The following is a 24,853-nucleotide window of genomic DNA, read 5'->3' on the forward strand; positions in this document are numbered from 1 at the left end:
GGGCACATGCTCATCGCCGGCGAGGTGCACACCGGACTGCTGCGCGGCCCGGCGCCGGTCACCACGGAAGACGCACGTGGCCTGGTGGATCTGATCGTGGGCGAGCCGGTCCTGGCGTCGGAGAGACCGATCGCGTACGTCCGCTCCCCGGCCGTGCCGGTCGGCATCGACTGCTTCCTGACCCCGGCCGGCGCCCACCGGCAGGTTCGCGGCATCGGTACCGTCCTGCAGCGGACGTCCATCACCGGCGGCCACCTGATCCAGGGGTCGGCGTACGCCCGGATCGAGCCGTCGTCCGGTGCCGCGCGGCTGCCGTGGTCGTACTACCTTGCCCAGCCCGGTGTCGTGGAGACGGTGGGCCGGACCGGGCCGGACGCGGTGGCCGGCGCTCTGGGGTCGCCCGCACCGGGCACAGTGGATCTGGCGGCGATCGCGGCCCGTGCCGTCGGCCGGGTGCAGGATCGCCGTCCGGGCGGCTCGCCGCTCAGATCCGGGCGTACGCGCCTGCGCTGGATCGTGGCGACCGGCGGTGCGACGACCTCGGTGCAGTTCACCCTGCGCCGCGACGATCAGAGGCTGCTCCGGGTGACGGTGCCGGACGGCTCCGCCGCCAGTGCCTGTGCGGTCGCGGAGGACGTCGCCCTGCACGACTGGCTGCTCACCACGCTCCTCGCCGCCGTGCGGAAGGCTGCCCCGGGCGTGCTGGTACGCGCCGAGGCGCTGCGCCGGTTGGCGCCGGTGATCGACCATCTGCTGCACCTGTGGATGCCGGGAGCCCGCGGTGACGAGCTCTCCGACATGGTGTGGGCGGCGCTGGAAAGCCGGCCGGGTTTCAGCCGGCAGTGGCACACCGTCGTCGCCCGCATCCGCGATCAGCTGGTCGTCGGCGCCATGGCGACGCCGGCCGGGCCGGACGCGTCGGCGAGCCCGCGATGACCCCTCCGCCGCCCGCGCTGGCGCCACCCCCCAGCGTCGCCCGGAAGATTCTCACCACCGTGGCCACCGGCGGTCTCACGTTCCTCATCACCAATGCCGCGAACCTGCCGCAGGACACGAGCCTCACCCTGTCCGTCCTGATCGGCGGCATCGCCCTGCTGATCCGCTTCCTGATCGACTTCGATCGGCGGCTCGGCGTCGTCGAGCGGCTGGCGCGGGACGGGCTGACCGGGACGAGGAAGCTGGTCACCGACGCTTTCGGCGACATCAGCGAGGCGACCGATCTGCACCGCATGATCGGCCTGTCGTCGCTGGGGGAGGAGGTGATCCGGAATCTGGTGCGCAATGCCGTACTCGTTCCCGCGGCCGCGCCCGAGATCATCCACCGCTTCGTGCGGGCCAGGATCGCCGAGACGTCCGAGCTGCTCAAGCAGGTCTCGGACGGAGGCACGGTCACCTACTACGGCGAGGACCGTGAGTGGCTGCTCGGACTCACCCGCAATGCCACGGCCAGCATCGATGCGATCAGCCTGGCGGCGGTCGACCACAGCCTGTGGCAGAGCGAGACAGGGCAGCGCTATCTCGACGCCCAGCGCGTCGCCGCCGCCGACGGCACGAAGGTGCGCCGGATCTTCGTGCTGGACACCGCGGCCGACGCGGGTGACAAGGATCTGGCGTTGGTCTGCTCCGAACAGGTCCGGCTCGGCATCGACGTGCGCCTGCTGGTCCGCGACGACGTGCCGCAGCAGCTGCGGGTGCACGACCTGATCGTCTTCGACGACACGCTCGCGTACGAGATGACACCCACCAGTTCGGACCCGCAGCTCGCCCAGATCGCCGAAACCCGGCTGGTGCTGACCGAGTATCGGGTCCAGCAATGCGTGCAACTGTTCCGGGAGTTGTGGGAGGTGTCGCGCGAGCCCGAACCGCCCGGCGATCAGACGAAGACGTAGCCGATGCGGTCGACCGCCTGCGCAGGCAGCGCGAACGCCTCGCGGGCAGCCCGATCGGCGATCATCTCCGACAGGGCCGGCGCGACCGCGTACTGCCCGAGGATCGTCCGGACCGCCACCTCGATCGGCAGGAAGCGGGAATCCATGACGGAGATCGTCCGGTACGCCCGGAAGGGTGCCGCCCGCGGATTGAGCTGCAGCACGGCGGGCATCGCCGCCCACTCGGCGGGCAGCGACTCCATCGATCCGGGCTGCGGCTCGGCGACGGGCTCGCCTGTGTGGCGTACGAGGCCCAGCCGTTGCACCTGCCACACCGCGGCCAGGAACGGGCAGGACCACAGCCGCCCGCCGTTCTGCTCGCTCCACAGCTCGATGTCCAGGAAGATCGAGTGGTTCCGGGCGGCGCTCTGCCGCGGCGGCCGCCAGGGCTGAGGCGCTGTCATGGCGGCCGTCGCCTCACCGGCGGGGGAGCGTTCGCCGTTGGTCAGCCAGCCGGTCACGGACAGCGGGGGCCGCGAGCCGTCGGTGCCCTCGGCCGGCTCGCTGACCAGATGTCCCTCCACCAGCCGGGCGAGCTCGACGCCGTCGGCCGTGGCGCAGCCGGACTCCCGGGCGATGTAGTCGACAGTCAGCCCCGCCTCGGTCGCCGCCTCCACGACCTGGTCGATGACGCCGCGCGGCGTGCCGAACCGGGTGAAGTAGTCGTCGATCAGGAAGCAGGTGCTCACCCGCGGCGAGGACCTGGCCGTGACGGTCCCACGGGCCGCGGCGGCCCAGGGCGCGACGCGACGGAACTGCTCGACGAGGTGATCGTGCCCCGCCTTGAAGTCCTCCATGTACAGGTGACCCAGCTCGACGGAGAGATGCGAGAGCGCGACCGAGCGTACCGTGGTGGAGGCGGTCTCCTCGACGAAGATGCCGTCGGGGATCACAGGCCCAGCCACGCTTCGTCGTCGAAGAGCCGCTTGGCCAGTTGCTCCAACGCGGTGACCGACTCCTGGTTGGCTGTCCCGTGCAGCATGACGTCCTGGTTGGACAGCAGTTGCTCCCGCCACTGCAGCACAGGGTCGAGGGGAATCTCGCCGAGCACCACCGCGCGTCCGATGCCTTCGGCCCCCGCGAGCTCATGCAGGCCGCGGTCGGTGCGGTCGAGCCAGGCGAGCTGTTCGGGGCGCAGTCCCGCCTGGCCGGGTGCGGCCGGGTCCAGGACGGCGGTACGGACGAATCGGATGCTGCGGCGCAGCACGGCGGGGTCATGGCCACGGGACCGGCCCGCCTCGAGCAACCCGTGCGGACCGTGCACCAGCCCCGCGGCGGCGATGATGTGCTGCCGGGTCCAGCGGTGGAACACCAGCCAGCGGGCGTCCGCACCGGCCATGTCCGGGTGGGCGGTCGCCGCGAGAGCGATCTCCGTCGCGTACGAGCGGCCGGCGCTGAGGTCGACGACGGCCAGGTCGAACTCGTCCTCGATGCGCCGGAACAGCCGCACGCACCGCTCGACCATCTCCGCGGTCGCCCGGAACTCGCCGCCGCCGTGATCACCGGGGAACAGCGTCAGCATTCCGGCGCCCGCCGGTCGGGTCCGCAGAGCGTCCCGCTCCGACTCCACCCAGACGTCGATGTGGCGTGGCTCCTCGGCGTGTCCGAGGAAGTAGTCGTGCAGTCCGCCGCCGGGCACCCCGGCCAGGGCGCCGGGGACCTCGAAGATCGCACCGGAGGTCGGGCTGCCGAAGTCGAAGTCGAGGTAGACGCTGTCCTTGCCGTCCAGCGCCGCGCGGTACGCCACATTGCAGCCGGTCACCGACCGCCCGGTGCCGCCCTTGTCGGAGGTCGCGAAGATCAGCACGTCACATCGTCCCGCGCGTCGCCTGCCGGGCCGCCGACAGCCGGTCGAGCCGGCGCAGGACATCCTGGGCCACGGCGACCGCCACCCCGGGTCGTTCCCTCCGGCGGGCCCGCGCGCGTTCCAGGTCGATGCCGATCTGGTTGAGCTCGGTGGCCAGGGCGTCGCCGCTGTGGGTGGAGTTGTTGAGCCGCTCCCGGTCGTACAGGTGCTCGGCCTCGATGAGCAGATCCGCGGCCATGGCGACCAGCAGTTCGCTGCGCAGCGGCGGCTCGTTGATGATGCGGGCCGCGGTGACCAGGCAGTCCACCACCCGTTTCGTGTAGTACCAGGAGACCTCGGTGTACTTGACGTCGAGCTGCGGGTAGGCGCCGGCAGGTTGATCCCAGAGACCGTCCGTCAGCCCGCCGGTCAGCGAGCGGCTGTCCACGTGCCGCCACAGTTCGTCGGCAAGGTCGATCAGCCGGCTGTAGGCCGTGCCGTCCGGAAGCAGACCGGCGAGAGTCAGCGTGCGGCGCAGCAGGAGCGGCGAGATGTCGGCCGCTGTCCAGGCCAGCGGGGGTCCGCCCGCTGCCTCGCTGCCCACGAGGTCGAAACGGAGGCCCGGGTGGTGCACGTCGAGCGCCGGCTCGCGCTCGGTGGACCGCCGCGTGATCCGGCTGCGGTTGGCGACCTCCTCGAGCACCGCGGCGACCCGGCTCAGGTCGGTGGCGGGCGCCCGTACGGCGATCTGGTTCTGCATTGTCATGCCGCTCACCAGGAGCGTGAAGTAGTCGGCCTCCACGCCGTCCACGGTCCGCCAGGGCAGGTCCTCGAGCGGCCAGCGGGCCTGTCCGAACTCCGCGATCGCCGCCCAGTACGACCGGGTGAGCTCGAAGCGCAGCTGCAACGACTGGGCGAGCCTCAGCTGCGCCTCGTCGAGCAGGCCGAGGAGCCGGGTCCGTTCCGACGACAGCGCCTGGATGGCGTCGAGTGCCACGGCGGTGAAGTACATGTACGGGGCGTTCTGCGCCAGACCGGGGCGCTGAACGCCGACGTCGGAGGTGTCGATCTGCGGGGCGTCCTTGACGATGCCCCAGCTCCAGCCGCACTCGAAGAGCCGATCGGGCAGGTCGAACTCGCCGTTCTCCGCGGTGCCGGAGCCGATGGTGACGTCGTCGCGCAGCCGGGCGTTGATCTCCCGCAGCGCGTTCCGCAGCTCCTCGACCACCTGCCGGGTGGGCCGGCGGTCCTGGTTGACCATCCGGATCAACTCCTGGCCGAAGTCGTCCTCCGAGGAGAAGACGTTGACGGCGAAGCTGCGCAACAGGCCCACCATGGCCGCGGTGAGGCGCTTGCTCGCGGCCTGCTCCAGAGCGGACACCTCGCCGAGCAGGTCGGGCCGGGTCACGACCTGCCGGAAGATCCGGGTGAAGCCGATCGTGGCGAGCATCAGGGTGATGCTGACCGAGAACGAGTCCACCACGTCGAGCCGGCGTTGCGCCGGCTCGATCTCCGCGCCGGGCTCGCCCGAGGCGAAGTAGGTGTCACCCGAGAAGATCGGCGTGCCGTCCTCCTCGGTGTACCGCTCCAGATACTTCGCCAGCGCCCTGACCAGACGCTGGGGCACTTGAACATGGGTGCCGAGGGCATCCAGGGCGTCCAGCACGTCGCGCTCGGCGACATTGGGATTGTCGAGGCGGAACAGGGGGATTTCCGTGGCCGGCGCCATGATGCACAGGAGTTGCTCGGCATCGCTGATGGAGTTGGCGCCGTCCCTGCCGCCGAACAGCCACTCGCCGTCCACGAAGGACAGCCGGGCCGTCGAGCGCCAGATGTCGAGGAGTTGCTGACGTGGCTGGATCTGCATCGCGTTGCCGTCACCTACCCGTCCGTCGGACGTTGCCCGGGCTCGTTGTGCTACACCTTCTTGCGTCCGGTGGCGACGATCATGCCGCCGTATCCCTCGCGAAGGTCGTTGCTCTCGACAGTGGTGATGGTGACATCCCGTGCCACCCCCGCCAGTGCCTTCTTGATGTCGTTCTCGTCGACCGAGCACGCGGGAAATTCCACATTGCCGACGCAGTAACCCGAGGAGTCCTTCATGAAAGCGGCCGCGAACGGGGCGTGCCGGCGCAGGGAGCCGACAAACTTGCCGACGGCCCGCTGGAACTCCTCGTCCCGGGTGGTGATCGACTCCGCGACGAAGAACATCGTGCCCATGTCGTACCGGCCCGGCTCCAGGCGGAACAGATTTCCCTTGTCCACAAAGGCGCGGCGGCTCAGCAGATCGAGCGGATCGGTGATCTGCCCGTAGGCGTCGCGGTCCCGCGCCATCTCCGACCAGAATTGCCACCAGGATTCGTGGGGCGTCCTCAGTTGCTGGTGCAGCCAGGAGCAGTTGGACGCCGCCCGTTCGAAAAGCGTGATCTCCGAGGTGAACGGCAGCATGGCGAGCGCGGGGTACAGGTTCGCCCCGGCGCCGACGTCGATGGCTGTGCGCAGCCAGGTGTCCGGAAAACGGCGCCGGTAGTCGTCGAAGAAGGAGGTGATGATGCCGATGATCTGGCGGTCGTCCGGCCGGAGCATGCCGTAGTTGTGATCGAAATAAGCCTCTGAGTCGAATTCGTCCCAGTCGACGTCTCTGTTGCCGATCGTCTGCCAGGCGTCCGCACGATCGGCGCGTGCCTGCTCGTTCCATGACGTCGTGACGGTCACGGATGGTGACCTTTCGGCAGGCTTCGCCACGGGATGTCCTCCGGTGCTCGTCGAGCTCGATGGGTGATCGTTCTCAGGTGCGGGGGGCAGTGGTCCTGCAAGCCTCCCTGAACTCGTCACGGGCTGCAAGAAGTCAACTCCCCACAGTTCCTGCCGCTTCTTTCGTCGCATCGAGCTTTCCATCGACCAGTATCCACGCGCCGGTGGCGAAGGTGTCCTGTCCGGCGCCGGCTCCGGAACTGCCGTCCACAACGGAAGTGATCGGAGTGCCACGACGGCGCCGTGCCGGCCCGTTCGCAACGCGCTCGGAATGCGGGCATCAACCGATCCCGCGACGCGACGCGATCCGCGCCCGTCCGGCTGACCGCTTTCATTGATGCCGGGCGTTAACCTCGGCGCATGCCCTCGTGGAAAGCGGACGTCGTGGTCATCGGTGCGGGCGTCTCGGGTCTGACGACGGGAGTGCTCCTTGCGGAAAACGGTCTTCGCGTGCTCGTGCGGACGAACAAGCCGCCTTTGCGGACGACCTCGGCCGCCGCGGGTGCGATGTGGGACCCCACCCTGGCCGAGCATGCTGCCGTTGGTGAGTGGGGAATTCGTACGTTGCGGGTGCTGTCCGGTCTGGTGCGCGAGCGTGTCGGGGTCCGTGCGGTCGAGGGTGTCGAAGTCTTCACGACCGACCATGATTTCCCCGGCTGGGACAAAGCCCCTTCCGGGGCGCGCAAGTGCACACCGTCCGAGATTCCGCCGGGCTATGCCGCCGGATGGAGCTATACGACTCCTATCGTGGACATGCCGCGATATCTGCGTTATCTGCAGAATCGCTTGATCCGCGGCGGCGGCCGGCTCCGGATCGGCGGGAAGCTGCGCGTCGGCACCGCATTCAAGATCGCACCGATCGTCGTCAACTGTGCCGGCACCGGGGCGGCTCGTTTCGTGGGGGACGACAGTGTCAGGCCGGTCCGGGGTCAGCTGGTCGTGGTGCGTAATCCGGGCATCACGAAATTCTTCACCGCCGCTTCCTTCGATTCGTCGATGATGACGTACATGCTTCCGCAGGGCGACGACATCCTGGTGCTGGGCGGCAGCATGGACGAGGGTTTCCCGCGGAGCTGGCCCGACAAGAGGCGGGTGGCCGCGGGGATCATCGACCGGTGCGCCGCCGTTGATCGCCGCGTGCGTCATGCCCAGGTGTTGAGTCAGCGGGTGGGTCTCCGGCCGCAGCGCCCGCAGGTCCGGCTCGAGGCGGAGCTGTGGGCGCCCGGATGCCTTCTCGTGCACAACTACGGTCACGGCGGCTCCGGGGTGAGCTTGTCCTGGGGCTGCGCGGAGGCGGTGGCCGCACTGGTGCTGGGCTCCTCCGAGACCTCGGCGGCCTGCCACATCTGATCGAACCTTCGGCGCCGGTCATCGACCCGCCAGTCCGAGACCAGGGTCACGCTGGCGATCGCCGGGCGTGCCTCCCGCTCCACCGACAGGGCGGAACGCAATTCGTAACTCAGGCTGCCGTCGAACAGGATGAAGTCGAACATGTCCGTCCGGAGCAGGAAGTCCAGCTTCGCGGGCTGCAGCACCCTGATCTCCACGCCGATCGCCTGGTGCGGGGCGAGCAGCGAGCTCAGCAGGCTCTCGTCCGCCTGGGTGTCCTCGTCCAGCAGGAACAGCCGGCGGATGCGCACGCCGCGCTCGGCGATGGCGCGGCGCTGCAGGGCCAGGTAGCGCTGTCCGGAGTCGGTCTCCCAGTACTCCTCGTCGACATAGCCCTGGCGGTTGCCGAACGACGTCATGCTCGTCGCGTCGATCGACTTGTTGGCGCAGGCGGTCAGGCCCAGCAGCCAGTCGCGGTCCTCGCCGACGTAGAAGGCCCAGCCGTGCCGGAGGCCGTCGAGCATGCCGATGAGGCGGTCGAGCTCGTGATCCACGAAGCGCTGGGTGAGGGGATCCGCCTTGAGGCCCCTGGTCGACTGCACCAGGCGGTTGATCCGCTCGGCGAGCGCGTGCGACTCCACGCGGGCGTAGAGGTCGGTCGCGGTGCTCACTGCCCGGAAGCGGCGATCCACCAGGGCCTGGAGTTCGGTGACCTTCGTGTCGTAGCCGAGCAGGACCTGGGTGACCAGGACGATGCCACCGACGAAGACCGACATGGTGAGCTGCCAGATCTCGGGCTGGGACGTGGCGTTGGTGAGGAGGTAGGTGGCGCCGCCGGCGACGACGGAGACGAGAATCTTGGTTCTGAGTTGCACGCAGGCACCCCTGCTCATCGGTGATGAGTTGGACACGGTGCGTTCATTGGATGGTGCGGCCCAACCGGACGCAAGGGGGCGTTCAGGTGTGGTGCGGGACGCACTTCCCCGTGGTCGTTGACTGTGAAATATTTGTTCCGGCAAAGATGTTGTGCGGGCCGTACGGACGGGCCCAGCGTGGAGGTGGCGGGATCATGAAGGAACGCACTGTCGTCGTCGTGTCGGCCGGGTTGAGTCAGCCGTCGTCGACTCGGCTGCTCGCGGACCGGCTGGCCGCGGCGGTGACCTCCCGGGCGGGCGCCCTCGGGGTCGGCGTGACGATCAAGACCGTCGAGCTGCGGGACGTCGCCCACGACCTCATGAACCACATGCTCACCGGATTCCCGCCCGCGGCGCTCAAGACGGTGCTCGACGACGTGGCCGGTGCCGACGGGCTGATCGCCGTCACGCCCGTGTTCAATGCTTCGTACAGTGGGCTCTTCAAGTCGTTCTTCGACGTCCTCGACAAGGACGCCCTGGTCGACAAGCCGGTGCTGATCGCGGCGACCGGGGGCACGGCCCGGCACTCGCTGGCGCTGGAGCACGCGCTGCGGCCGATGTTCGCGTACCTGCGGGCGGTGACGATCCCCACGTCCGTCTTCGCGGCCTCCGAGGACTGGGGCGGCGACGAGGATTCCCTGCAGGGCCGTGTCGAGCGGGCTGCCGGCGAGCTGGCGCGCGAGCTGTCCCGGCGCGAGCCGGTGACGGTGGCCGATCCGTTCGCGCTGACCGCGTCGTTCGAGGAGATGCTCGCCGGCGGGGCCTGAAATCCGGCATCCGCGGTGGTGGGGCCGCGGGCGGGGTACACATTTGCCTAAGGCGCGCTTTTCGAGGGAGAACATCATGGGCGAGATCGTGCTCATCCGGCACGGGCAGACCGAGTGGAGCGCCAACGGGCGGCACACGTCCTACACGGAGCTGGAGCTGACCGAGACCGGGGAGCAGCAGGCCCGGCTGGCGGGGGAGCGGCTGCGGGGGCGGACCTTCGCCGCGGTGATCTCCAGCCCGCGCAAGCGGGCGCTGCGCACCGCCGAGCTGGCCGGCCTCACGGTCACCGAGACGACCGAGGACCTCGCCGAGTGGAACTACGGCGACTACGAGGGCATCACCACCAAGACGATCCACGAGACCCGCCCCGGCTGGTCCCTGTGGCGCGACGGTGCCCCGGGCGGCGAGACGCCCGAGGAGGTGGGGGCGCGGCTCGACCGGGTGCTGGCGCACGCGCGCACCTTCCTGGAGCAGGGCGACGTGGCGCTGATCGCGCACGGGCACTCGCTGCGGGTGGCCGGGGCGCGCTGGATCGGGCTGCCGGCCAGCGGGGGAGGGCTGCTGCGCCTGGACACGGCGACGGTGTCGACGCTCGGCTTCGAGCACGGCAACCCCGCGATCGACACCTGGAACGCCGCCTGACGACTCCCCACTCCGATGGCCGGGCGCTCGGGTGCCCGGCCATCGTGCTGGGTGGCGTATCCGGGGGGTAGCCCATGCTGGTGGCCGGACTGCTTCCCTGCGGCGGCCGGGAGCCTGGGTGCCCGGCCCTTCGTGCTGGTGGCGGGGCTGCTCCCTGGGGCGGCGGGCGTTTCGGTGGCCGGCTTTCGTGCTGGTGGCGGGGCTGTTCGCTGCGGAGGCCGGGCGTTCCGGTGCTTGGCCGTCGTCTGGCGGGCGTCGGACATGGGTGTGCTCCCCTCGCGGCGCGCGATGCCGACGGGAGCGGGCCGCGGGGCGGGCGCGTCGTCTGTCGGCGCATCACAGCGGGGCGAGACCGGGGATGCCGTATCTGTCGTCGAGGACCTGCATCGCGGCGCCGGCGGCGATGACGTCCTCGCCCAGGCTCGTCAGGGACAGCTCCACGGTCAGCCAGTCGGCGCGGGGGACCTCCGTGCGCAGGGCCTGCTCGACGGTCGTCCGATAGAGCTCGCCGTGCTCGAGCAGGTCGGCGCCCGCGAGGACGACGTGCGACAGGTCGAGGGTCTGCACCAGGTTGACCACGCCGACGGCCAGGACGCGGGCGGCGCGCTCGAGGTCGCCGCTCTCGGCCGCCCGGTCGTGCACCGCTTCCAGGCAGCCGCGGCGCCCGCACACGCACGGCGGGCCGTCGAGCTCGACGACGGTGTGACCGAACTCGCCGGCGTTGGTGTGGGCGCCGCGATGGGCCGTGCCGTTGAGCCAGAGGCCCGCCCCGACGCCCGCCTCGACCATGATCAGCGCGGCGTCGCGGAACGCCGCTCCGCGCCGCCAGCCCTCCGCCGTGACGCCTGCCGTGACGTCCTTGTCCACGTGCACGGGCAGCCCCAGCGCCTCGGTCGCGAACTCCACCAGCGGCACGTCGTGCCAATGGCGCAGCCGGTGCGCGCCCTGGACGGTGCCCGCCGCGTGGTCCAGCGGGCCGATCATGCCGATCCCGACGCCGGTCAGCCGCCCCGACAGGTCGTGCGTGCGGCCCGCCTCGTCGACCAGCCCGGCCATCGCGTCGACCAGCTGGCCCGGCGTGAAGTCGGCCGGCAGCGGCGACACCGTGGACCACAGCACGGTGCCGGCCAGGTCGGTGAGGACCATCCGCAGCGTACGCCGGGAGACGTGCGCGCCCAGTGCGTAGCGGCTGCCCGCAACCAGCTCGTAGACGGCCGCGGGCGCGCCGATGGCCGGCCGGCGCACGCCCGACGGGGCTACGACGCCCTCCTCGATCAGGCGGGTGAGGATCTTGGAGACGGCCTGGAGCGTGAGCCCGGTGGCCTCGGAGACGGTCGTGCGCTCGAAGGTGCGCAGGGTGCGGGCAAGGGTCATGACCAGGGCGTCGTTGTAGCCCTTCAGGAACGTGAGGTCCGCGGCGGTGCGGTGCATGGGATCACAATACCCCTTCTGCAACGCCGTTGCTAAAGTCGTCGGCGTGGACCAATTGACCCCTCGCCGTCGCTGGACGGCTCTGCTCGCACTCGCCCTCGGCGGCGTCGCGGTCGGCCTGACCGAGTTCGTCGCCATGGGCCTGCTGCCCGAGATCGCCCGGGGTCTGCTCGGCGACGAATACGCCCGCTCCTCCTCCGACGCGGTCGCCCACGCCGGCTGGATGATCACGGCCTACGCGCTCGGTGTGGTCGTCGGCGCGCCGACCATCGCCGCCCTGACCGCCCGCGTGGCCCGTAAGAAGCTGGTCATCGGGCTGCTCGTGCTCTTCGTCGCGGGCACCGTCGCGTCGGCCGTGGCGCCGAGCTTCGAGCTGGTGCTTGCCGCCCGCTTCGTCGCCGCCCTGCCGCACGGCGCCTATTTCGGCGCGGCCGGCCTGCTCGCGGCCACCCTCATGGGCCCGGGCAACGAGGCGCGTGGCTTCGCGGCCGTGCTCGGCGGCCTGACGGTGGCCAACCTGGTGGGTGTGCCGCTGATCACCAAGCTGGGTCAGGCGACCGATTGGCGCATCGCCTACCTGACCGTCGCCGGCGTGTTCCTGCTCACCCTGCTGGCCGTCACGCTGACCGTTCCCGACGTGCAGGCGGCCGAGGGCGGCTCGCCCGCCGCCGAGCTGCGCGCGCTGCGCCGCCCCCAGGTCTGGCTGGTCGCCTCGACCGCGGCCATCGGCTTCGCCGGCTTCTTCGCCATCGACAGCTACATCGCGCCGGTCACCACCGACGTGGCGGACCTCTCCGCGGGCACGGTGCCCTGGGTGCTGGTCGCCGTCGGCCTCGGCATGACGGTGGGCAACGCCCTCGGCGGCTGGCTGGCCGACCGCAACCTGCGGCGCGCCATGCTCGTCGGCTTCCCCGCCATGATCGCGAGCAACGCGCTCTTCGCCCTGGTCGCCGGCAACGCCGCCGGACTGTTCATCGCCGCCTTCCTCATCGGCGCCACGTGCCTGTTCCTGGCCCCCGCGCTGCAGGGCCGGCTCATCGCCGTGGCCCCCGGTGCACAGCTGATGGGTGCCGCGGTCAACCAGTCCGCCATGAACATCTCCAACAGCCTCGGCGCGGCCCTCGGCGGCGCGGTGATCGCCCACGGGCTCGGCTATCGCGCTCCGGCGTGGGTGGGAGTCGTCCTGGGCGTCGTCGGCTTCGCGCTGGCCGTCGTCAGCTTCACGCTCGATCGGCGCGGGGCCGGCATCCCCGTGGAGGAGGCGCCCAAGGTTCCCGCGCTGCAGTGACGTGCACCGCCGGGATCGCCTCGTCGGGGGCCACGCCGGCGGCTCCGCTTGCGGTCGGCCCCTCGAAGAGGGCGATGCGCAAGGGGGCCGGCGGCTCCGGTTCGGGTCGGCTTCCTTGCGGAGGGCGATGAGCTGGCGGGGCCGGCGACTTCGGTCCAGGTCAGTGCCCTGGAGGGGGCGATGCGTTAGTGGGCCGGCGGTTCCGGTTCGGGTGGGCCTCCTTGCGGAGGGTCATGGGCGGGCGGGGGCGGCGACTTCGGTCCAGGCCAGTGCTCTGGAGGGGGCGATGCGCTGGTGAGGCCGGCGGCTCCGGTCCAGGCCAGCCCGGTGAAGAGGGCGATGCGCTCGAGCAGGCCGCTCGGGGTGCCCGGCCACACGCCGTAGGCGTCGAGGAGCACCAGGGTCGTCGCGGCGGCGAAGGCGACCGTCATCACGGCGGCGACGATGCGGGCGTAGGTGCGCGGGCCGAGGTGGAGAGTGGCTTGCAGGCCGGTGAGGTAGACCAGGATGCCGGCGGCCTGGTGGAGCTGGCCGACGAGGGTCGTGGCCGGCGGGGTGCCGGGCGGGAAGCCCAGGCCGGGGTCGGTCGGGAGGGCCGCGGTCAGGGCGAGGCTCAGGGCGCAGGCGAGGACCCAGCGGGCGCCACGGCGCAACCGCTTCGCGGCGAGCGCGGCGTCGGCGCGGGGATGAGCTGCGCCCCGGCGGCTCACCGGCTCGGTGCGTCTCGAGCGCGGTGGCCTCGCGGGGTCGACGGCGTCATCGCCAGCGGTGGTGCGGCTGTGGCGGTCGGCGGCGTCAGTGGGGCTTCGGCGGTCGGCGAGGCTTGCGCGGTCGGTGCGGCGGTGGTGGTCGGGGGCGTCAGTGCGGCTGTGGCGGTCGGTGGCGGCGGTGGGGGTTGGCTGGCGGCTGTGATGGTGCAGGGCCAGGGCGTAGAGGGTCAGCCACAGGCTGCAGAGGGTCATGTTGAGGGTGCCTTGCCAGCCTTGGGGGCCGAGGGCGAGCTGGCTCACCCAGTTGCGCCACGGGTCGTAGCCGGGGCGGGTGGCGCCGTCCAGGGTGACTACGGCGATCATTTGGGCGGCGGCGAGGGCGCCGAGGGGCAGGGCGGGGCTCGGCCGGGGACGGGGATGGTTGGTGGGGCGGCCGGGACGCACGTCATGAGCAGTAGCACGGGGCTCCAACCCCTGTTCGCGACCGTCGGGCCGCCGGCCGGACGTGGGAGGGGCCGCCGCCGGGTGGTCCCGGCGGCAAGCCGGTTCAGGCGGAGACCTCCCGCAAGGTGGTCAGCAGGTCGTTCTTTGCGGCGAAGATGCGTCTCTGGCGGGTTGCGCCGGTGCCTTCGTCGCGCAGGCGGGCGAGTTCGTCGTGCACGGTCCGGTCGTCGCCCAGTTGGTGCAGGGCCTTCGAGACGTAGGCGGTCAGGTCGTTCACCAGGTCCCATGCCGGCCGGGCCCGGGCGGTCCGCGCGTCCAGGAGCATGCCGTCCAGGCCGTTGCGCGCCGCGGCGGCGTGGGAGGCTTCGAGCACATGATCCGGTACGTCCGCCACGGCCCGGCCGGAGTCGAGCAGCGTGACGACGAGCGCCCGGACGAGGCCCGCCACGAGCACCGTGTCCGCGGCGGTGAGGCAGACGTCGGCGACTCGGATCTCGACGGTGGGCCAGGTGGCGGAGGGGCGGGCGTACCAGAGGACCATGGACTGGTCGAGCATGGCGCCGGCGGCGGCGTACTCGGCGACCGCCTGGTCGAACTCCGCGGCGGAGCGGAACGGGGGCGTGGGGCCGAGCAGCGGCCAGCGGCGGAGCTGCATCGATCGCCAGCTGGCGTGGCTGGTGTCCTGGCCCTGGTAGAACGGCGAGTTCGCGGCGATCGCCTGGATCACCGGCAGCCAGGGGCGCAGGCCCAGGCACGCCCGGATCGCCGCCTCCCGGTCCGGGACGCCCACGTGGACGTGGCAGCCGCACACCGCCGCGTCCGCCGCGATCGGGCCGTAGTGGCGGGTGATCGCCCGGAAGCGGGCGTCGTCGGGAGGCCGGCGGTCCGGCTCGGCGATCGGGGTCGCGCCGATCGGCGTGAGGAGCGCACCGGCGGCGGCCGCCGACTCCGCGGCCGCCGAGCGGATCAGGGTCAGCTCCTGGCGCAGCTCGTCGAGCCCCGGGCACACCTCGGTGACCATCTCGAGCATGCTGCCGCGGAACTCCTGACGGCTCTGCGAGCGTACGGTGTCCGGCAGCCCGGCGACGACCTTGTCGGCCATCGCCGTGTTCCGGCCGGTGTGCGGGTCGAGCAGCAGATACTCCTCCTCGACCCCGAGGGTGAACCCGCTCATGCGCGCCCTGCCGGGTCCGCCGCCGCGGAAGCCCCCGTAACGCCGGCGGCCGGGAAGACGCTTGAGGGAGCCGCGTCGGCGGCAGGGGAGGCGCTTGAGGGAGCCGCGCCGGCGGTCGGGCAGGCCCATGAGCCGCTCGGCACGCCCGTGGTCAGGGATGCGGTCGCGCGCGAGGTGGCCCCGGCCGAGGAGGATCGCGTCGCGGTGAGGAGGACGACGGCGAGGCGCTCGGCGTGGGCGTACGCGGACTCCAACTCCTCCCCGTAGACGTCCGGGTCCAGCTCGCGGTACTCCCAGCTCAGGTCCGTCCCGTCGAGGTGCCCGGCGATCGCGGCGCGGAGCGGGTCGCGGCCGGCCACGATGCCCGTACCGCTGAGGAGGACCAGGGAACCGCCTGGCTGGAGCCGCTGCACCGCCGTGTCCACGACGGCGAGGGTGAGGCCGTGGCCCTCGGGGCCGCCGCCGTCCCGGTAGGCCCGCCCGGCCGGGTCGATCATGAACGGCGGGTTCGACACGATCAGGTCGAACCGGCCCGTCACGTCGCTGAGCAGGTCGCTGTGCCGGGGGCGGACGTTCGGCGTGCCGGCCAGGGTGGCGTTGACGCGGGTGCAGCGCAGCGCGTCCGGGTTGATGTCGACGGCCAGCACCTCGGCTTCGCGGGCCCGCTTGGCGACTGTGATGGCGCCGGCGCCCGTGCCGCAGCCGATGTCGACCGCGCGGCGTACCGGGCTCTCGCGACGGGCGAGCAGGGCTGCGGCGGCGTCCGCCATCCGGTACGTGTCCGGCCCGAAGAACACCGATCCCGCCGCATCGGTCGGGAACGCCGAGTGCACGAACAGCTCCCCGTCGTACGTGGAGAAGCGCACCATGCTCCGTAGCAGTCCCTCGCCCGCGGGCTCGACCACGCCGGCGGCCTCGAGCAGGCCGGCGATCTCGGGCGAGAGCAGGCCGGGCTCGTACGGCCGGCTCCAGCCCAGCACGTCCCGCAGGTCGCGCGCCACGGTGTGCCCGGGGCGGCTGTTGACCCGGGCGTGCGTGGCCGGGGTGACCGTCGTGAACGTGTAGCCCTGCCGCTTGAGCACCGCGCCGAGTTCGAGGAGGGCCGCGGTGCCGGTGGTGGTGTCGGTCGTCGTGATCACGGGGGGCCGCATCCCCGGATCGCCGCCGACTATGCGCACGGTTTCGGGCCGCCCGGGCGAGCCGTTCACCGGGCGGGTCGCGTGGCGTTCACCGGCCGGTCAGGCGGGTCGATCATTGTCATCGGACACACAGGTTTCCCACACGCAGGCCCAAGGCTGGCGGCGAAAGGTGGGGTCGGCAGGGAACGACGTACGGCTTGGGGGAGTCCGATGCTTGTGCAGCTGAACCGCACCGACCAGAACCGGGCGTTCGCGCCGAACACGGCGCACGCCGTGGCGCCGGACCTCAACGAGCCGCGTCCCGCGCCGGTCGTCGTCGTCCTGGGCTACACCGGGCGGACCGCCGGGCTCGCTTCGCACCTGCCGGGTGGGTGGTCGGTCCGGGCCGCGACCAGCTTCGACGAGGTACGCCCGGACGAGATCGTCCTCATCAGCGGCGCCCGCGAATGGGACCTCGTCTCCGCCCGCGCGGTGCTCCCCAGGCGCACGGCCGTCGTGGCCCTCGTCGACGACGACGCCCCCGCCGAGCTGGTGGCAGCCGTGCTCACCGCCGGTGCCGACGCCTGCGTCCGCGGCGGTCAGCCCGCCATCCTCGCCGGCCACCTCGTCGCCTGCCGCCGTCGCCAGCTCGCCGACCGCTGGATGAACCTCGAGCGCACGATCCCCGACCTCTGACCGCCCGGCGAAGGCCGCGGACGGCGAAGGCCCGGCGAGGTCCCGCCCTGCGCAAGCCCCGGTAAGGCCCGGCGCGGCCCCGCCCGGCGGAGGCCCCGGTAAGGCCGGCGAGAGCCGTGAACGGAGAGGCTCTGGTGGAGGCTCCGGAGGGGAGACGGCTACGGCCGGCGCCCCGAGGACGCCGGCCGTAGCCATGTCGAGCGGCTCAGGAGGTGGCGCTCGCCGACGGGGCCGGGGCGAGGGCCTGGCAGGTCTCGACGGCCTCCTTCACCTTCGCGTCGCTGGTGTCGGGCTCCTGGCCGTCGGTCAGCGTGACGCCGTGGTCCTTCAAGCAGTTGGTGTAGGCGGCGTTCGCCCCGTTGCCGTTGCGGCCCCCACCGTTGCGGCCGGCCCCGAAGCTCGGCCGCACCGAGGCGCAGGCGGCCTGGGCCTTGTCCCAGGTGTCCTGGTCGACGTTGTCCGGCTTCTGCATCATGCCGCCGCCCGGGAAGCCGCCGCCGCCCCGGTTGCCACCGGCCCCCGCGCTGCCCGAGGGCCGCGGCTGCCCGGACGGCATCCCACCCTGCGGGCCGCCGGACGGGAAACCGCCCTCGGGCGCGCCGGACGGGCGTACCCGCGCCCCGCCCGACGGCATCGTGACGGTGACGCCGTTCTCCTGCAGGCAACTGGTGTACGCGGCGAAGGCGTTGGCGCCGCCCTGCCCGTTCCCGTCGGTGCCACCGGTGGCGTCGTCGGACCCGCCGCCGCACGCCGCGACGGAGAGCACGAGTGCGGCGGAGGCGACGAGCAGCCCCGCGCTGCGGCGGGGGGACGGCATTCTGGTCAGCGGCACGGCTCACTCCTCGGTCAGGGCCGCCACGCCCGGGCGACACGACCGTTCACCCCATCGTCTTCACCTCGCCGCACGGTGGGACAAAGCTCGGAATCAGCTATGAGGTGCACTCCGAGCTAACTCCGAGGCGGGACCGAGCCCGCGGCGAGGACCGCCCCGCAGACTCTGCGGCCATGGGAATCGGCCTGACCGCCTGGCGCGGCGGAAATCGGCGCTGGGTGCTCGTGGCGGCCGGCGTCCTCGTGGTGCTGCTGGTGGCCGCGGGTGTCGCCGTCGCCATGAACGCGGGGGCCGACGAGGCACCGAAGACCGTGGCCGCCACGGTGGGCGTGGACACCGGCGCGGTGACCGCCGAGGTGGCGACGACCGGAACCGTGGAGCCGGCGCAGACGCGCACGCTGTCGTTCACCGTCGCCGGCACGGTCGAGTCCGTGAAGGTTCGTGCGGGCACCGCCGTGCAAGCGGGGCAGGCTCTGGCGAGCGTCGACGACTCCGATGCGCAGAGTGCGGTCGACTCGGCGGAGGAGACTCTGGCGGACGCCCAGGACTCGCTCGCCGAGGCGCAGGACGCCGCCGACGACGGGTCCACGAGCACGACGACGACCGGGTGTGTCGCCCCGGCCGCGTACGCGGATCCGGCTCCGACGTCGGCGAGCCCGAGCCCCACCGCCACCCGCATGCCGTCCGCGAGCCCCACGAAGACGGTGAGCCCGACCAGGACCACCTCCCCGGCGGCGACCAGGACGACACAGGCGACCAAGGCGCCCACGACCACGGCGCCGGCCCAGACCGGAGCACCCCGCGGTACCCAGGGCACCGGCGGCAATCAGGGCAGCGGCGGGACCAGCACCTGCGGCCAGAGCGGCAACCAGGGAACGCAGGGCGGCGGGCAGGGCAGCCAGCAGGGCGGCGACGCGGTCCTGAGCGCCCAGCAGCGGGTCAACCAGGCCGAGGTCGCGCTCGCCGACGCCGAGGACGACCTGGAAGGCACCACGATCACCGCCCCCATCCGGGGCAAGGTCCTCTCCGTCGCCGGCAAGGTCGGCAGCCAGGTGAGCGGCGGGTCGACGTTCATCACGCTTGCCGACGTGTACGACATGCAGATCAGCGCCGACTTCCCCGAGGCCGACGCGGGCCGGCTGGCGGTGCGGCAGAAGGCGGCCGTCACGCTCGCCGACCGGGCGGGGGAGAGCTTCGCCGCCACGGTCGTCCAGGTGGACCCGGTCGGTACGAGCGACGGCACGATGGTCACGTACGGCGTCGTGCTCTCCTTCGACGAGGCGCCGGCCGACCTGCTCGTGGGGCAGACCGCGGCTGTCCGGGTCACGACCGGCTCTGCCGACGACGTGCTGCGCGTGCCGAGCACGGCCGTCCATGACGTCGCCGGCACCAGTGGCACGGTCCTCAAGGGCGGCGCCAAGGTCACGGTGGGTGTCGGGCTGCGCGGGGACACGTACACGGAGATCACCTCAGGGCTCGCCCAGGGCGACGTGGTCAGCCGGTCCTGGTGAACACACACCGCATTCATGGGGAATTCAAAGGAAGCGTTGATATCCCTTCCAGGTGCCTTTCGAATCCCGCAGCTCGGTAGCCCTCGGTGACCCTCCGGCCGCGTCCCGGCCGACCCGGGTCCTGGTGGTCGACGACGAGCCCAACATCTCCGCCCTGCTCTCCGCCACGCTACGGCTGGTCACGTTCGAGGTCCGGGTCGCCGACTCGGGTCACGGCGCGCTGGTCGCCGTCGAGGAGTTCGACCCCGACCTGGTCGTCCTCGACGTGATGCTGCCGGACCTGGACGGCTTCGACGTGGCCCGCCGCCTGCGCGCCGCCGGCCGCGGCACGCCCGTGCTCTTCCTCACCGCCCGCGACGCCGTCGAGGACCGGGTGGCCGGGCTGACCGCGGGCGCGGACGACTACGTCACCAAGCCGTTCAGCCTGGAGGAGGTCGTCCTGCGGATCCGGGCGATCCTGCGCCGCAGCCGGCCCGAGCTGGAGGCGCCGCCGGAGACGGGCGTGCTGCGCTACGCCGACCTGGAGCTGGACGAGGACGCCCACGAGGTGCGCCGCGCGGGCCGGCTCATCGACCTGTCGCCGACCGAGTTCAACCTGCTCAAGTATCTGCTGGTCAACGCGGGCCGGGTGGTCAGCAAGGCGCAGATCCTGGACCGGGTCTGGAAGTACGACTTCGGCGGCGACGGCCGGATCGTCGAGTCCTACGTCTACTACCTGCGCCGGAAGATCGACAAGACCGGGCTCCCGCTGATCCACACCGTCCGCGGCGTCGGCTACGCCCTGCGCCTGCCCCGGAACGACGAATGAGCGCAGGCGAGTGAGGAAGCCGCGCCACTGGACCCTGCGCTCGCGGCTGGTCCTCATGGTCGCGGTGCTCAGCGCCGTGGCCCTGCTCGGGGCCAACGCCGTGGGCATCGTCCTGCTCCGCGGCTATCTGAGCGACCGCATCGACGACCAGCTGACCGGCATGGCCCGGCCCTTCACGGGGACCACGCCGCCGCCCGGCGGCTTCTCGGGCCGGCGGGCCCTGCGGCTGGGCGCCGACCAGGTCATGTACGTCTACGCTGCCGACGGCACCCTCAACGAGACCGACAGCTCGACCCCCGACGCGAACCGCCCGCCGGTGCAGCCGCTGGCCGAGGTGCTGCGCCGGACCGGCGAGCTGTACACGGTCGAGGCCACGGACGGCAGTGCGAGCTGGCGGATGATGGCCCGGGAGACCGGCACCGGCGGCGCGCTGGTGATCGGGTCGTCGCTGTCGGAGGTGGAGGAGACCGGCGACCGGCTGCTGCTCATCGACGTCGGCGTGACCGTGCTGGCCCTGGCGCTGCTCGCCGCCGGGGCCGCGGTCGTCGTCCGGGTGGGGCTGCGCCCGCTCACCGAGATGGAACGGCTCGCCGCGGACATCTCGGCGGGCAACCTCTCCGGCCGGGTCGCCGACACCGACCCGCACACCGAGCCCGGCCGGCTCGGGCACGCGCTCAACCTCATGCTCGCCCGGATCGAGGCCGAGGTCTCTGCCCGTACGGCCTCCGAGCAGCGCCTCCGCCAATTCGTCGCGGACGCCTCGCACGAGCTGCGCACCCCGCTCACGTCGATCCGCGGCTTCGCCGAGCTCTACCGTCGCGGCGGCGCCCCGCCCGGCCCGCAGCTCGACGAGACGATGAGCCGGATCGAGGGCGAGGCGGGCCGGATGGGCGTGCTCGTGGAGGACATGCTGCTCCTGGCGCGCCTCGACCAGCGCCGGCAGCCCGTGCACCGCCCGGTCGACCTGCTCGAGATCGCCGCCGACAGCGTCCGCGACGCGCACGCCCGGGTCCCCGGCCGCCCGGTGCGCCTGGCCACCCTGGACGACGACAGCGAGACCTTCGTCCCGCCCACGGTCCTCGGGGACGAGCACGGCCTCCGGCAGGTCGCCACGAACCTGGTCGCCAACGCGCTGCAGCACACGACCGCCCCGGCGCGGGTGACCGTCCGCGTCGGGCGGCGGGAGGAACATGTGCCCGCCGACGGGACCGTCCGGGCCGGGTCGGTGCGGGACGGCGTACCCCTGGCGGTGCTGGAGGTCTCGGACGACGGCCCGGGCGTGCCCGCCGAGCACGCGCCGCGGGTCTTCGAGCGGCTCTATCGGGCGGACTCCAGCCGGACCCGCGGCAAGGGCGGCGGCTCGGGACTCGGGCTGTCGATCGTCGCCGCGATCGTGGACGGGCACGGCGGCTGGGTGGAGCTGGACCAGGCGGCCGGCCGCGGCGCGACCTTCCGCGTGCTGATCCCCGCCACCGACACCGAGCCGTGAGAGGGTTCCGAGCCCGCTCCGAGGTTACGCCGTAATTCCTCCCAGGACGCTTCGCCACAGTGTCCGTCATGCCAGCCCTCCGTGCCCTGCGACGGCCCGCCGTCGCGGTCAACGCCGCCCTCGGGCTCCTGCTCGCCGGCGGCGCCTTCTGGGCGTACGAGACCCTGTCCGGACCGGACACCGGGACCGCCGCCGTGGCGTCCACCCGGACCGTGGCCGTCCAGCAGGGCACCGTCACCGCCTCCGTCACCGCCGACGGCTCGCTGGAGAGCGCCAGCTCCGCCAGCGCCAGCTTCGTCACCGGCGGCACCGTCACCAGCATCTCGGTGCAGGTGGGCGACAAGGTGAAGAAGGGGCAGGTGCTGGCGAAGGTCGACCCGGCCGCGGCGCAGCGCACGCTGGACGCCGCCGAGGCCGACCTGGATGCCGCGCAGGACTCCCTGGCCCGCGCCGAGGACGCCGGCTCGGACACCAGCACCGCCGAGAACGAGGTCACCCAGGCGCAGCTGGCCGTCGACGAGGCCGAGGCGGGGGTGACCGGCACGACGCTCAAGGCGCCGATGGCCGGCACGGTCGTCGCCGTGAACGGCACGATCGGCAGCTCGTCGTCGGGGACCGGGAGCTCGTCCTCGTCCTCGTCGTCGCAGGGCGGGGGCTCTCAGCAGGGCGGAGGCCAGCAGGGAAGCACCGGCTCCAGCACCAGCTCCAGCAGCAGCAGCAGCGACAGCAGCGGCTTCATCGACATCGCCGACCTGAGCAAGCTGCAGGTCACCGCCGCCTTCGCCGAGGCCGACGCGACGAAGATCAAGGACAAGCAGGCCGCCACCATCACCTGGAACGCCCTCGACGGTACGCAGCAGACCGGCAAGGTGGTCGCCGTCGACCCGAACGCGACGACGTCGGGCAGCACGGTGACCTACGGCGTGACGCTCAGCCTCGACAAGGTGCCCTCGGGCGCCAAGCCGGGCCAGACGGTGTCCGTCGCGGTGACCACCGGCACGGTCGAGAACGCGGTCTACGTCAACTCCGCCGCCCTCACCACCGCCGGCAACCGGCACACGGTGACGGTCGTGACGAACGGCGTCTCGGAGACCCGCTCGGTGGAGATCGGCCTCGAGGGGGACACCACCGTCGAGATCAAGTCGGGTCTGACGGCGGGCGAGCAGGTCGAGATCAAGACCACGACGACCTCGACGAGCAACCAGCAGGGCGGCGGCTTCCCCGGCGGCGGCGGCCTGCAAGGGGGCGGCGGGCTGCAGGGCGGCGGCTTCCAGGGCGGCGGCCAGGGTCGGGGCGGGCGATGAGCCGGCCGGTGCTCGACGTCCGCGACCTGCGGAAGACGTACGGCACGGGAGAGGCCACCGTGCACGCGCTCGCCGGCGTCTCCCTGACCGTCGAACGCGGCGACTACGTGGCGATCATGGGCTCCTCCGGGTCCGGCAAGTCGACGCTCATGAACATCCTCGGCGCCCTGGACATCCCGACGTCCGGCACCTATCTGCTCGACGGCGTCGACGTCAGCAAGCTCGCCGACCGGCAGCTGGCCCTGGCCCGGAACCGCTTGATCGGCTTCATCTTCCAGGCCTTCAACCTCATCCCGCGTACGTCCGCCCTGGCGAACGTGGAACTGCCGCTGGCCTATGCCGGGGTGAAAGCCCGCGAGCGCCGCCGCCGCGCGCTGGCCGCCCTGGAGATCGTCGGCCTCGCCGAGCGGGCCCGGCACGAGCCCAACCAGCTCTCCGGCGGCCAGCAGCAGCGCGTGGCCGTGGCCCGGGCCCTGGTCACCGAGCCGTCCCTGCTGCTGGCCGACGAGCCCACCGGCAACCTGGACTCCCGGTCGACCGAGGACGTGCTGGAGGTGTTCGACCAGCTCAGCGCGGCCGGCCGCACGATCGTCATCATCACCCACGAGGACGAGGTCGGCGCCCGGGCCAAGCGCCTGATCCGCCTGGTCGACGGCAAGATCGTCATGGACCAGCGGCAGCGCCCGGTCCACGCCGGCGCCGCCGGGCGGGCCACGGTCGAGATCGGACGGCACGCGCTGTGAGCTTCTTCGAGGTCGTGCGCTTCGCCCTGCGGGGCCTGTCGGCGAACAAGCTGCGCTCCGCGCTCACCATGCTCGGCATCCTCATCGGTGTCGCGGCGGTCATCCTGCTCGTGGCGGTCGGCAACGGCTCCGCCAAGGCGATCAGCGACCGGATCGAGGCGCTCGGCACCAACACCGTCACGGTCATGAGCAGCGGCCAGTCGTCGTCGCTCACGCCGGCGATCGCCGACGCGCTCGTCGACCCGGTGCTCGCCCCCGACGTCGCCTCGGTCGCGCCGGTGGTCAGCGCCTCGGCGACGATCAGCTACGAGGGCACCGACCACGACGTGAGCAGCTTCGTGGGCACGACGCCGACGTGGTTCGCCTCCTCCAACACCCCGGTGGGCAGCGGCGCCGCCTTCACCGCGGACGACGAGGCGCAGGCCCGCCGCGTGGTCGTCATCGGGCAGACCGTGGCCGAGGAGCTCTTCCCCGGCGTCGACCCGATCGACAAGCAGGTCACCGTCGGCGGCGCGCTCTTCACTGTCGTGGGCGTGCTGGAGGAGAAGAGCTCGACCGGCTTCACCGACAGCAACGACACCGCGGTCGCCCCGCTCTCCGCGGTCCGCCAGGTGCTCACCGGCTACGGCTCGCTCAACTCGATCCTCGTGCAGGCCGCCGACCCGGACAAGGTCGACGCCGTGCAGTCGGAGATCACGACGATCCTCAACCAGCGGATGAAGGTCGAGGCGAACAGCAGCAGCACGCCGTACCGGATCCAGAACGCCTCCCAGCTGCTGGAGACGCAGACCGAGACCGCGGACACCTTCACCACGCTGCTCGGGGCGGTCGCCGCGATCAGCCTGCTCGTCGGCGGCATCGGCATCACCAACATCATGCTGGTCACCGTCACCGAGCGGACCCGCGAGATCGGCATCCGCAAGGCCCTCGGCGCGCCCCGGCGGGTGATCCTCACCCAGTTCCTCATCGAGGCCACCCTGCTCAGCGTCATCGGCGGCCTGCTCGGCGTCGCCGCCGCGCTGATCGGCAGCCACTTCACGATCGTCGGCGTCAAGCCGGTCATCGTGCCCAGCTCTGTCGGACTCGCCCTCGGCGTGTCCATCGCCATCGGACTGTTCTTCGGCGGCCTCCCCGCGAGCCGCGCCGCCCGGCTGCGCCCCATCGAGGCCCTGCGCTATGAGTGA

23 protein-coding genes are annotated in these 24,853 nt (G+C 72.1%); 13 read left to right on the plus strand and 10 right to left on the minus strand.

Features of this window, described 5'->3' with window-relative positions; genetic code table 11:
* Nucleotides 1-6: 6 nt before the first annotated feature.
* Nucleotides 7-936 carry an SCO2521 family protein gene (locus RBH18_RS14505; RefSeq protein ID WP_306207858.1) on the plus strand — a complete coding sequence of 310 codons (930 nt, stop codon included), beginning with the start codon at nt 7-9 and terminating at the stop codon, nt 934-936.
* Complete coding sequence (locus RBH18_RS14510) at nt 933-1,889, plus strand: DUF6879 family protein (RefSeq protein ID WP_306207860.1); 957 nt, start codon at nt 933-935, stop codon at nt 1,887-1,889. Before RBH18_RS14505 ends, RBH18_RS14510 begins: the two co-directional genes overlap by 4 nt.
* Here RBH18_RS14510 and RBH18_RS14515 read toward each other — a convergent pair.
* The 4 genes from RBH18_RS14515 to RBH18_RS14530 are packed head-to-tail and all read right to left on the minus strand — an operon-like array spanning nt 1,874 to nt 6,429.
* Nucleotides 1,874-2,833, minus strand: coding sequence for an SCO2522 family protein (locus tag RBH18_RS14515; RefSeq protein WP_306207863.1), 960 nt, complete (start codon nt 2,831-2,833; stop codon nt 1,874-1,876). The genes RBH18_RS14510 and RBH18_RS14515 overlap by 16 nt on opposite strands.
* Nucleotides 2,818-3,735 (minus strand): SCO2523 family variant P-loop protein, encoded by a 918-nt coding sequence (locus tag RBH18_RS14520; RefSeq protein WP_306207865.1) that lies wholly within the window; start codon nt 3,733-3,735, stop codon nt 2,818-2,820. The genes RBH18_RS14515 and RBH18_RS14520 overlap by 16 nt, the downstream gene beginning before the upstream one ends.
* Before the next feature lies 1 nt (nt 3,736).
* The gene (locus tag RBH18_RS14525) at nt 3,737-5,581 is read right to left on the minus strand and encodes an SCO2524 family protein (RefSeq protein ID WP_306207866.1); all 1,845 of its coding nucleotides are present in this window, start codon (nt 5,579-5,581) and stop codon (nt 3,737-3,739) included.
* 50 nt (nt 5,582-5,631) lie between these two features.
* On the minus strand, nt 5,632-6,429 hold the full coding sequence (locus tag RBH18_RS14530; RefSeq protein WP_306207868.1) for an SCO2525 family SAM-dependent methyltransferase: 798 nt from the start codon (nt 6,427-6,429) through the stop codon (nt 5,632-5,634).
* A 399-nt stretch (nt 6,430-6,828) separates the two neighbouring features.
* Between RBH18_RS14530 and RBH18_RS14535 the strand changes: the two genes are divergently transcribed.
* Nucleotides 6,829-7,818 carry an FAD-dependent oxidoreductase gene (locus tag RBH18_RS14535; protein ID WP_306207870.1) on the plus strand — a complete coding sequence of 330 codons (990 nt, stop codon included), beginning with the start codon at nt 6,829-6,831 and terminating at the stop codon, nt 7,816-7,818.
* On the opposite strand, the gene RBH18_RS14540 is transcribed toward RBH18_RS14535, so the two are convergent.
* The gene (locus tag RBH18_RS14540; RefSeq protein ID WP_306207872.1) at nt 7,719-8,672 is read right to left on the minus strand and encodes a phosphatidylserine/phosphatidylglycerophosphate/cardiolipin synthase family protein; all 954 of its coding nucleotides are present in this window, start codon (nt 8,670-8,672) and stop codon (nt 7,719-7,721) included. The genes RBH18_RS14535 and RBH18_RS14540 overlap by 100 nt on opposite strands.
* Nucleotides 8,673-8,866: 194 nt before the next feature.
* On the opposite strand from RBH18_RS14540, the gene RBH18_RS14545 reads away from it, so the two are divergent.
* Nucleotides 8,867-9,478: an FMN reductase gene (locus RBH18_RS14545; protein ID WP_306207874.1), complete on the plus strand. Its 612-nt coding sequence runs from the start codon at nt 8,867-8,869 to the stop codon at nt 9,476-9,478.
* Between the two features lie 76 nt (nt 9,479-9,554).
* The gene (locus RBH18_RS14550; RefSeq protein ID WP_306207876.1) at nt 9,555-10,121 is read left to right on the plus strand and encodes a histidine phosphatase family protein; all 567 of its coding nucleotides are present in this window, start codon (nt 9,555-9,557) and stop codon (nt 10,119-10,121) included.
* A gap of 336 nt (nt 10,122-10,457) precedes the next feature.
* Here RBH18_RS14550 and RBH18_RS14555 read toward each other — a convergent pair whose 3' ends face one another.
* Complete coding sequence (locus tag RBH18_RS14555) at nt 10,458-11,552, minus strand: ROK family transcriptional regulator (protein ID WP_306207878.1); 1,095 nt, start codon at nt 11,550-11,552, stop codon at nt 10,458-10,460.
* A 46-nt stretch (nt 11,553-11,598) separates the two neighbouring features.
* On the opposite strand from RBH18_RS14555, the gene RBH18_RS14560 reads away from it, so the two are divergent.
* The gene (locus RBH18_RS14560) at nt 11,599-12,840 is read left to right on the plus strand and encodes an MFS transporter (RefSeq protein WP_306207880.1); all 1,242 of its coding nucleotides are present in this window, start codon (nt 11,599-11,601) and stop codon (nt 12,838-12,840) included.
* 185 nt (nt 12,841-13,025) lie between these two features.
* On the opposite strand, the gene RBH18_RS14565 is transcribed toward RBH18_RS14560, so the two are convergent.
* The 3 genes from RBH18_RS14565 to RBH18_RS14575 all read right to left on the minus strand — a co-directional run bounded on the left by RBH18_RS14565 (nt 13,026) and on the right by RBH18_RS14575 (nt 16,307).
* Nucleotides 13,026-13,994 (minus strand): DUF998 domain-containing protein, encoded by a 969-nt coding sequence (locus RBH18_RS14565; protein ID WP_306207882.1) that lies wholly within the window; start codon nt 13,992-13,994, stop codon nt 13,026-13,028.
* 103 nt (nt 13,995-14,097) lie between these two features.
* The gene (locus RBH18_RS14570; RefSeq protein ID WP_306207884.1) at nt 14,098-15,168 is read right to left on the minus strand and encodes a carboxylate-amine ligase; all 1,071 of its coding nucleotides are present in this window, start codon (nt 15,166-15,168) and stop codon (nt 14,098-14,100) included.
* Nucleotides 15,165-16,307: a methyltransferase gene (locus tag RBH18_RS14575; protein ID WP_306207886.1), complete on the minus strand. Its 1,143-nt coding sequence runs from the start codon at nt 16,305-16,307 to the stop codon at nt 15,165-15,167. The genes RBH18_RS14570 and RBH18_RS14575 overlap by 4 nt, the downstream gene beginning before the upstream one ends.
* Nucleotides 16,308-16,517: 210 nt before the next feature.
* On the opposite strand from RBH18_RS14575, the gene RBH18_RS14580 reads away from it, so the two are divergent.
* Complete coding sequence (locus RBH18_RS14580; protein WP_306207887.1) at nt 16,518-16,982, plus strand: hypothetical protein; 465 nt, start codon at nt 16,518-16,520, stop codon at nt 16,980-16,982.
* Nucleotides 16,983-17,187: 205 nt separating this feature from the next.
* On the opposite strand, the gene RBH18_RS14585 is transcribed toward RBH18_RS14580, so the two are convergent.
* A complete protein-coding gene (locus RBH18_RS14585; RefSeq protein WP_306207889.1) occupies nt 17,188-17,814 on the minus strand; it encodes a hypothetical protein in 627 nt (208 codons plus the stop codon).
* 173 nt (nt 17,815-17,987) lie between these two features.
* Here RBH18_RS14585 and RBH18_RS14590 point away from each other — a divergent pair, with 173 nt between their 5' ends.
* The 6 genes from RBH18_RS14590 (at nt 17,988) to RBH18_RS14615 (ending at nt 24,853) form a co-directional block, all read left to right on the plus strand.
* Nucleotides 17,988-19,325, plus strand: coding sequence for an efflux RND transporter periplasmic adaptor subunit (locus tag RBH18_RS14590; protein ID WP_306207891.1), 1,338 nt, complete (start codon nt 17,988-17,990; stop codon nt 19,323-19,325).
* 52 nt (nt 19,326-19,377) lie between these two features.
* Nucleotides 19,378-20,133, plus strand: a complete 756-nt coding sequence (locus RBH18_RS14595) for a response regulator transcription factor (protein ID WP_306207893.1) — start codon at nt 19,378-19,380, stop codon at nt 20,131-20,133.
* Nucleotides 20,134-20,143: 10 nt separating this feature from the next.
* Nucleotides 20,144-21,622, plus strand: a complete 1,479-nt coding sequence (locus RBH18_RS14600) for a sensor histidine kinase (RefSeq protein ID WP_372338916.1) — start codon at nt 20,144-20,146, stop codon at nt 21,620-21,622.
* A gap of 68 nt (nt 21,623-21,690) precedes the next feature.
* On the plus strand, nt 21,691-22,926 hold the full coding sequence (locus RBH18_RS14605; protein WP_306207895.1) for an efflux RND transporter periplasmic adaptor subunit: 1,236 nt from the start codon (nt 21,691-21,693) through the stop codon (nt 22,924-22,926).
* Nucleotides 22,923-23,669: an ABC transporter ATP-binding protein gene (locus RBH18_RS14610; protein ID WP_306207897.1), complete on the plus strand. Its 747-nt coding sequence runs from the start codon at nt 22,923-22,925 to the stop codon at nt 23,667-23,669. Before RBH18_RS14605 ends, RBH18_RS14610 begins: the two co-directional genes overlap by 4 nt.
* Entirely contained in the window at nt 23,666-24,853 is a 1,188-nt protein-coding gene (locus RBH18_RS14615) for an ABC transporter permease (protein WP_306207899.1), read from the plus strand. Before RBH18_RS14610 ends, RBH18_RS14615 begins: the two co-directional genes overlap by 4 nt.

The sequence above is a fragment of the Actinoplanes oryzae genome (assembly GCF_030757795.1).
Taxonomy (GTDB): domain Bacteria; phylum Actinomycetota; class Actinomycetes; order Mycobacteriales; family Micromonosporaceae; genus Actinoplanes.

Coding starts and splice junctions, on each gene's coding strand:
- RBH18_RS14505 (WP_306207858.1), top strand. CDS start 7: ATGCTCATCGCCGGCGAGGTGCACACCGGACTGCTGCGCGGCCCGGCG.
- RBH18_RS14510 (WP_306207860.1), top strand. CDS start 933: ATGACCCCTCCGCCGCCCGCGCTGGCGCCACCCCCCAGCGTCGCCCGG.
- RBH18_RS14525 (WP_306207866.1), bottom strand. CDS start 5,581: ATGCAGATCCAGCCACGTCAGCAACTCCTCGACATCTGGCGCTCGACG.
- RBH18_RS14535 (WP_306207870.1), top strand. CDS start 6,829: ATGCCCTCGTGGAAAGCGGACGTCGTGGTCATCGGTGCGGGCGTCTCG.
- RBH18_RS14545 (WP_306207874.1), top strand. CDS start 8,867: ATGAAGGAACGCACTGTCGTCGTCGTGTCGGCCGGGTTGAGTCAGCCG.
- RBH18_RS14550 (WP_306207876.1), top strand. CDS start 9,555: ATGGGCGAGATCGTGCTCATCCGGCACGGGCAGACCGAGTGGAGCGCC.
- RBH18_RS14555 (WP_306207878.1), bottom strand. CDS start 11,552: ATGCACCGCACCGCCGCGGACCTCACGTTCCTGAAGGGCTACAACGAC.
- RBH18_RS14570 (WP_306207884.1), bottom strand. CDS start 15,168: ATGAGCGGGTTCACCCTCGGGGTCGAGGAGGAGTATCTGCTGCTCGAC.
- RBH18_RS14580 (WP_306207887.1), top strand. CDS start 16,518: ATGCTTGTGCAGCTGAACCGCACCGACCAGAACCGGGCGTTCGCGCCG.
- RBH18_RS14590 (WP_306207891.1), top strand. CDS start 17,988: ATGGGAATCGGCCTGACCGCCTGGCGCGGCGGAAATCGGCGCTGGGTG.
- RBH18_RS14605 (WP_306207895.1), top strand. CDS start 21,691: ATGCCAGCCCTCCGTGCCCTGCGACGGCCCGCCGTCGCGGTCAACGCC.
- RBH18_RS14610 (WP_306207897.1), top strand. CDS start 22,923: ATGAGCCGGCCGGTGCTCGACGTCCGCGACCTGCGGAAGACGTACGGC.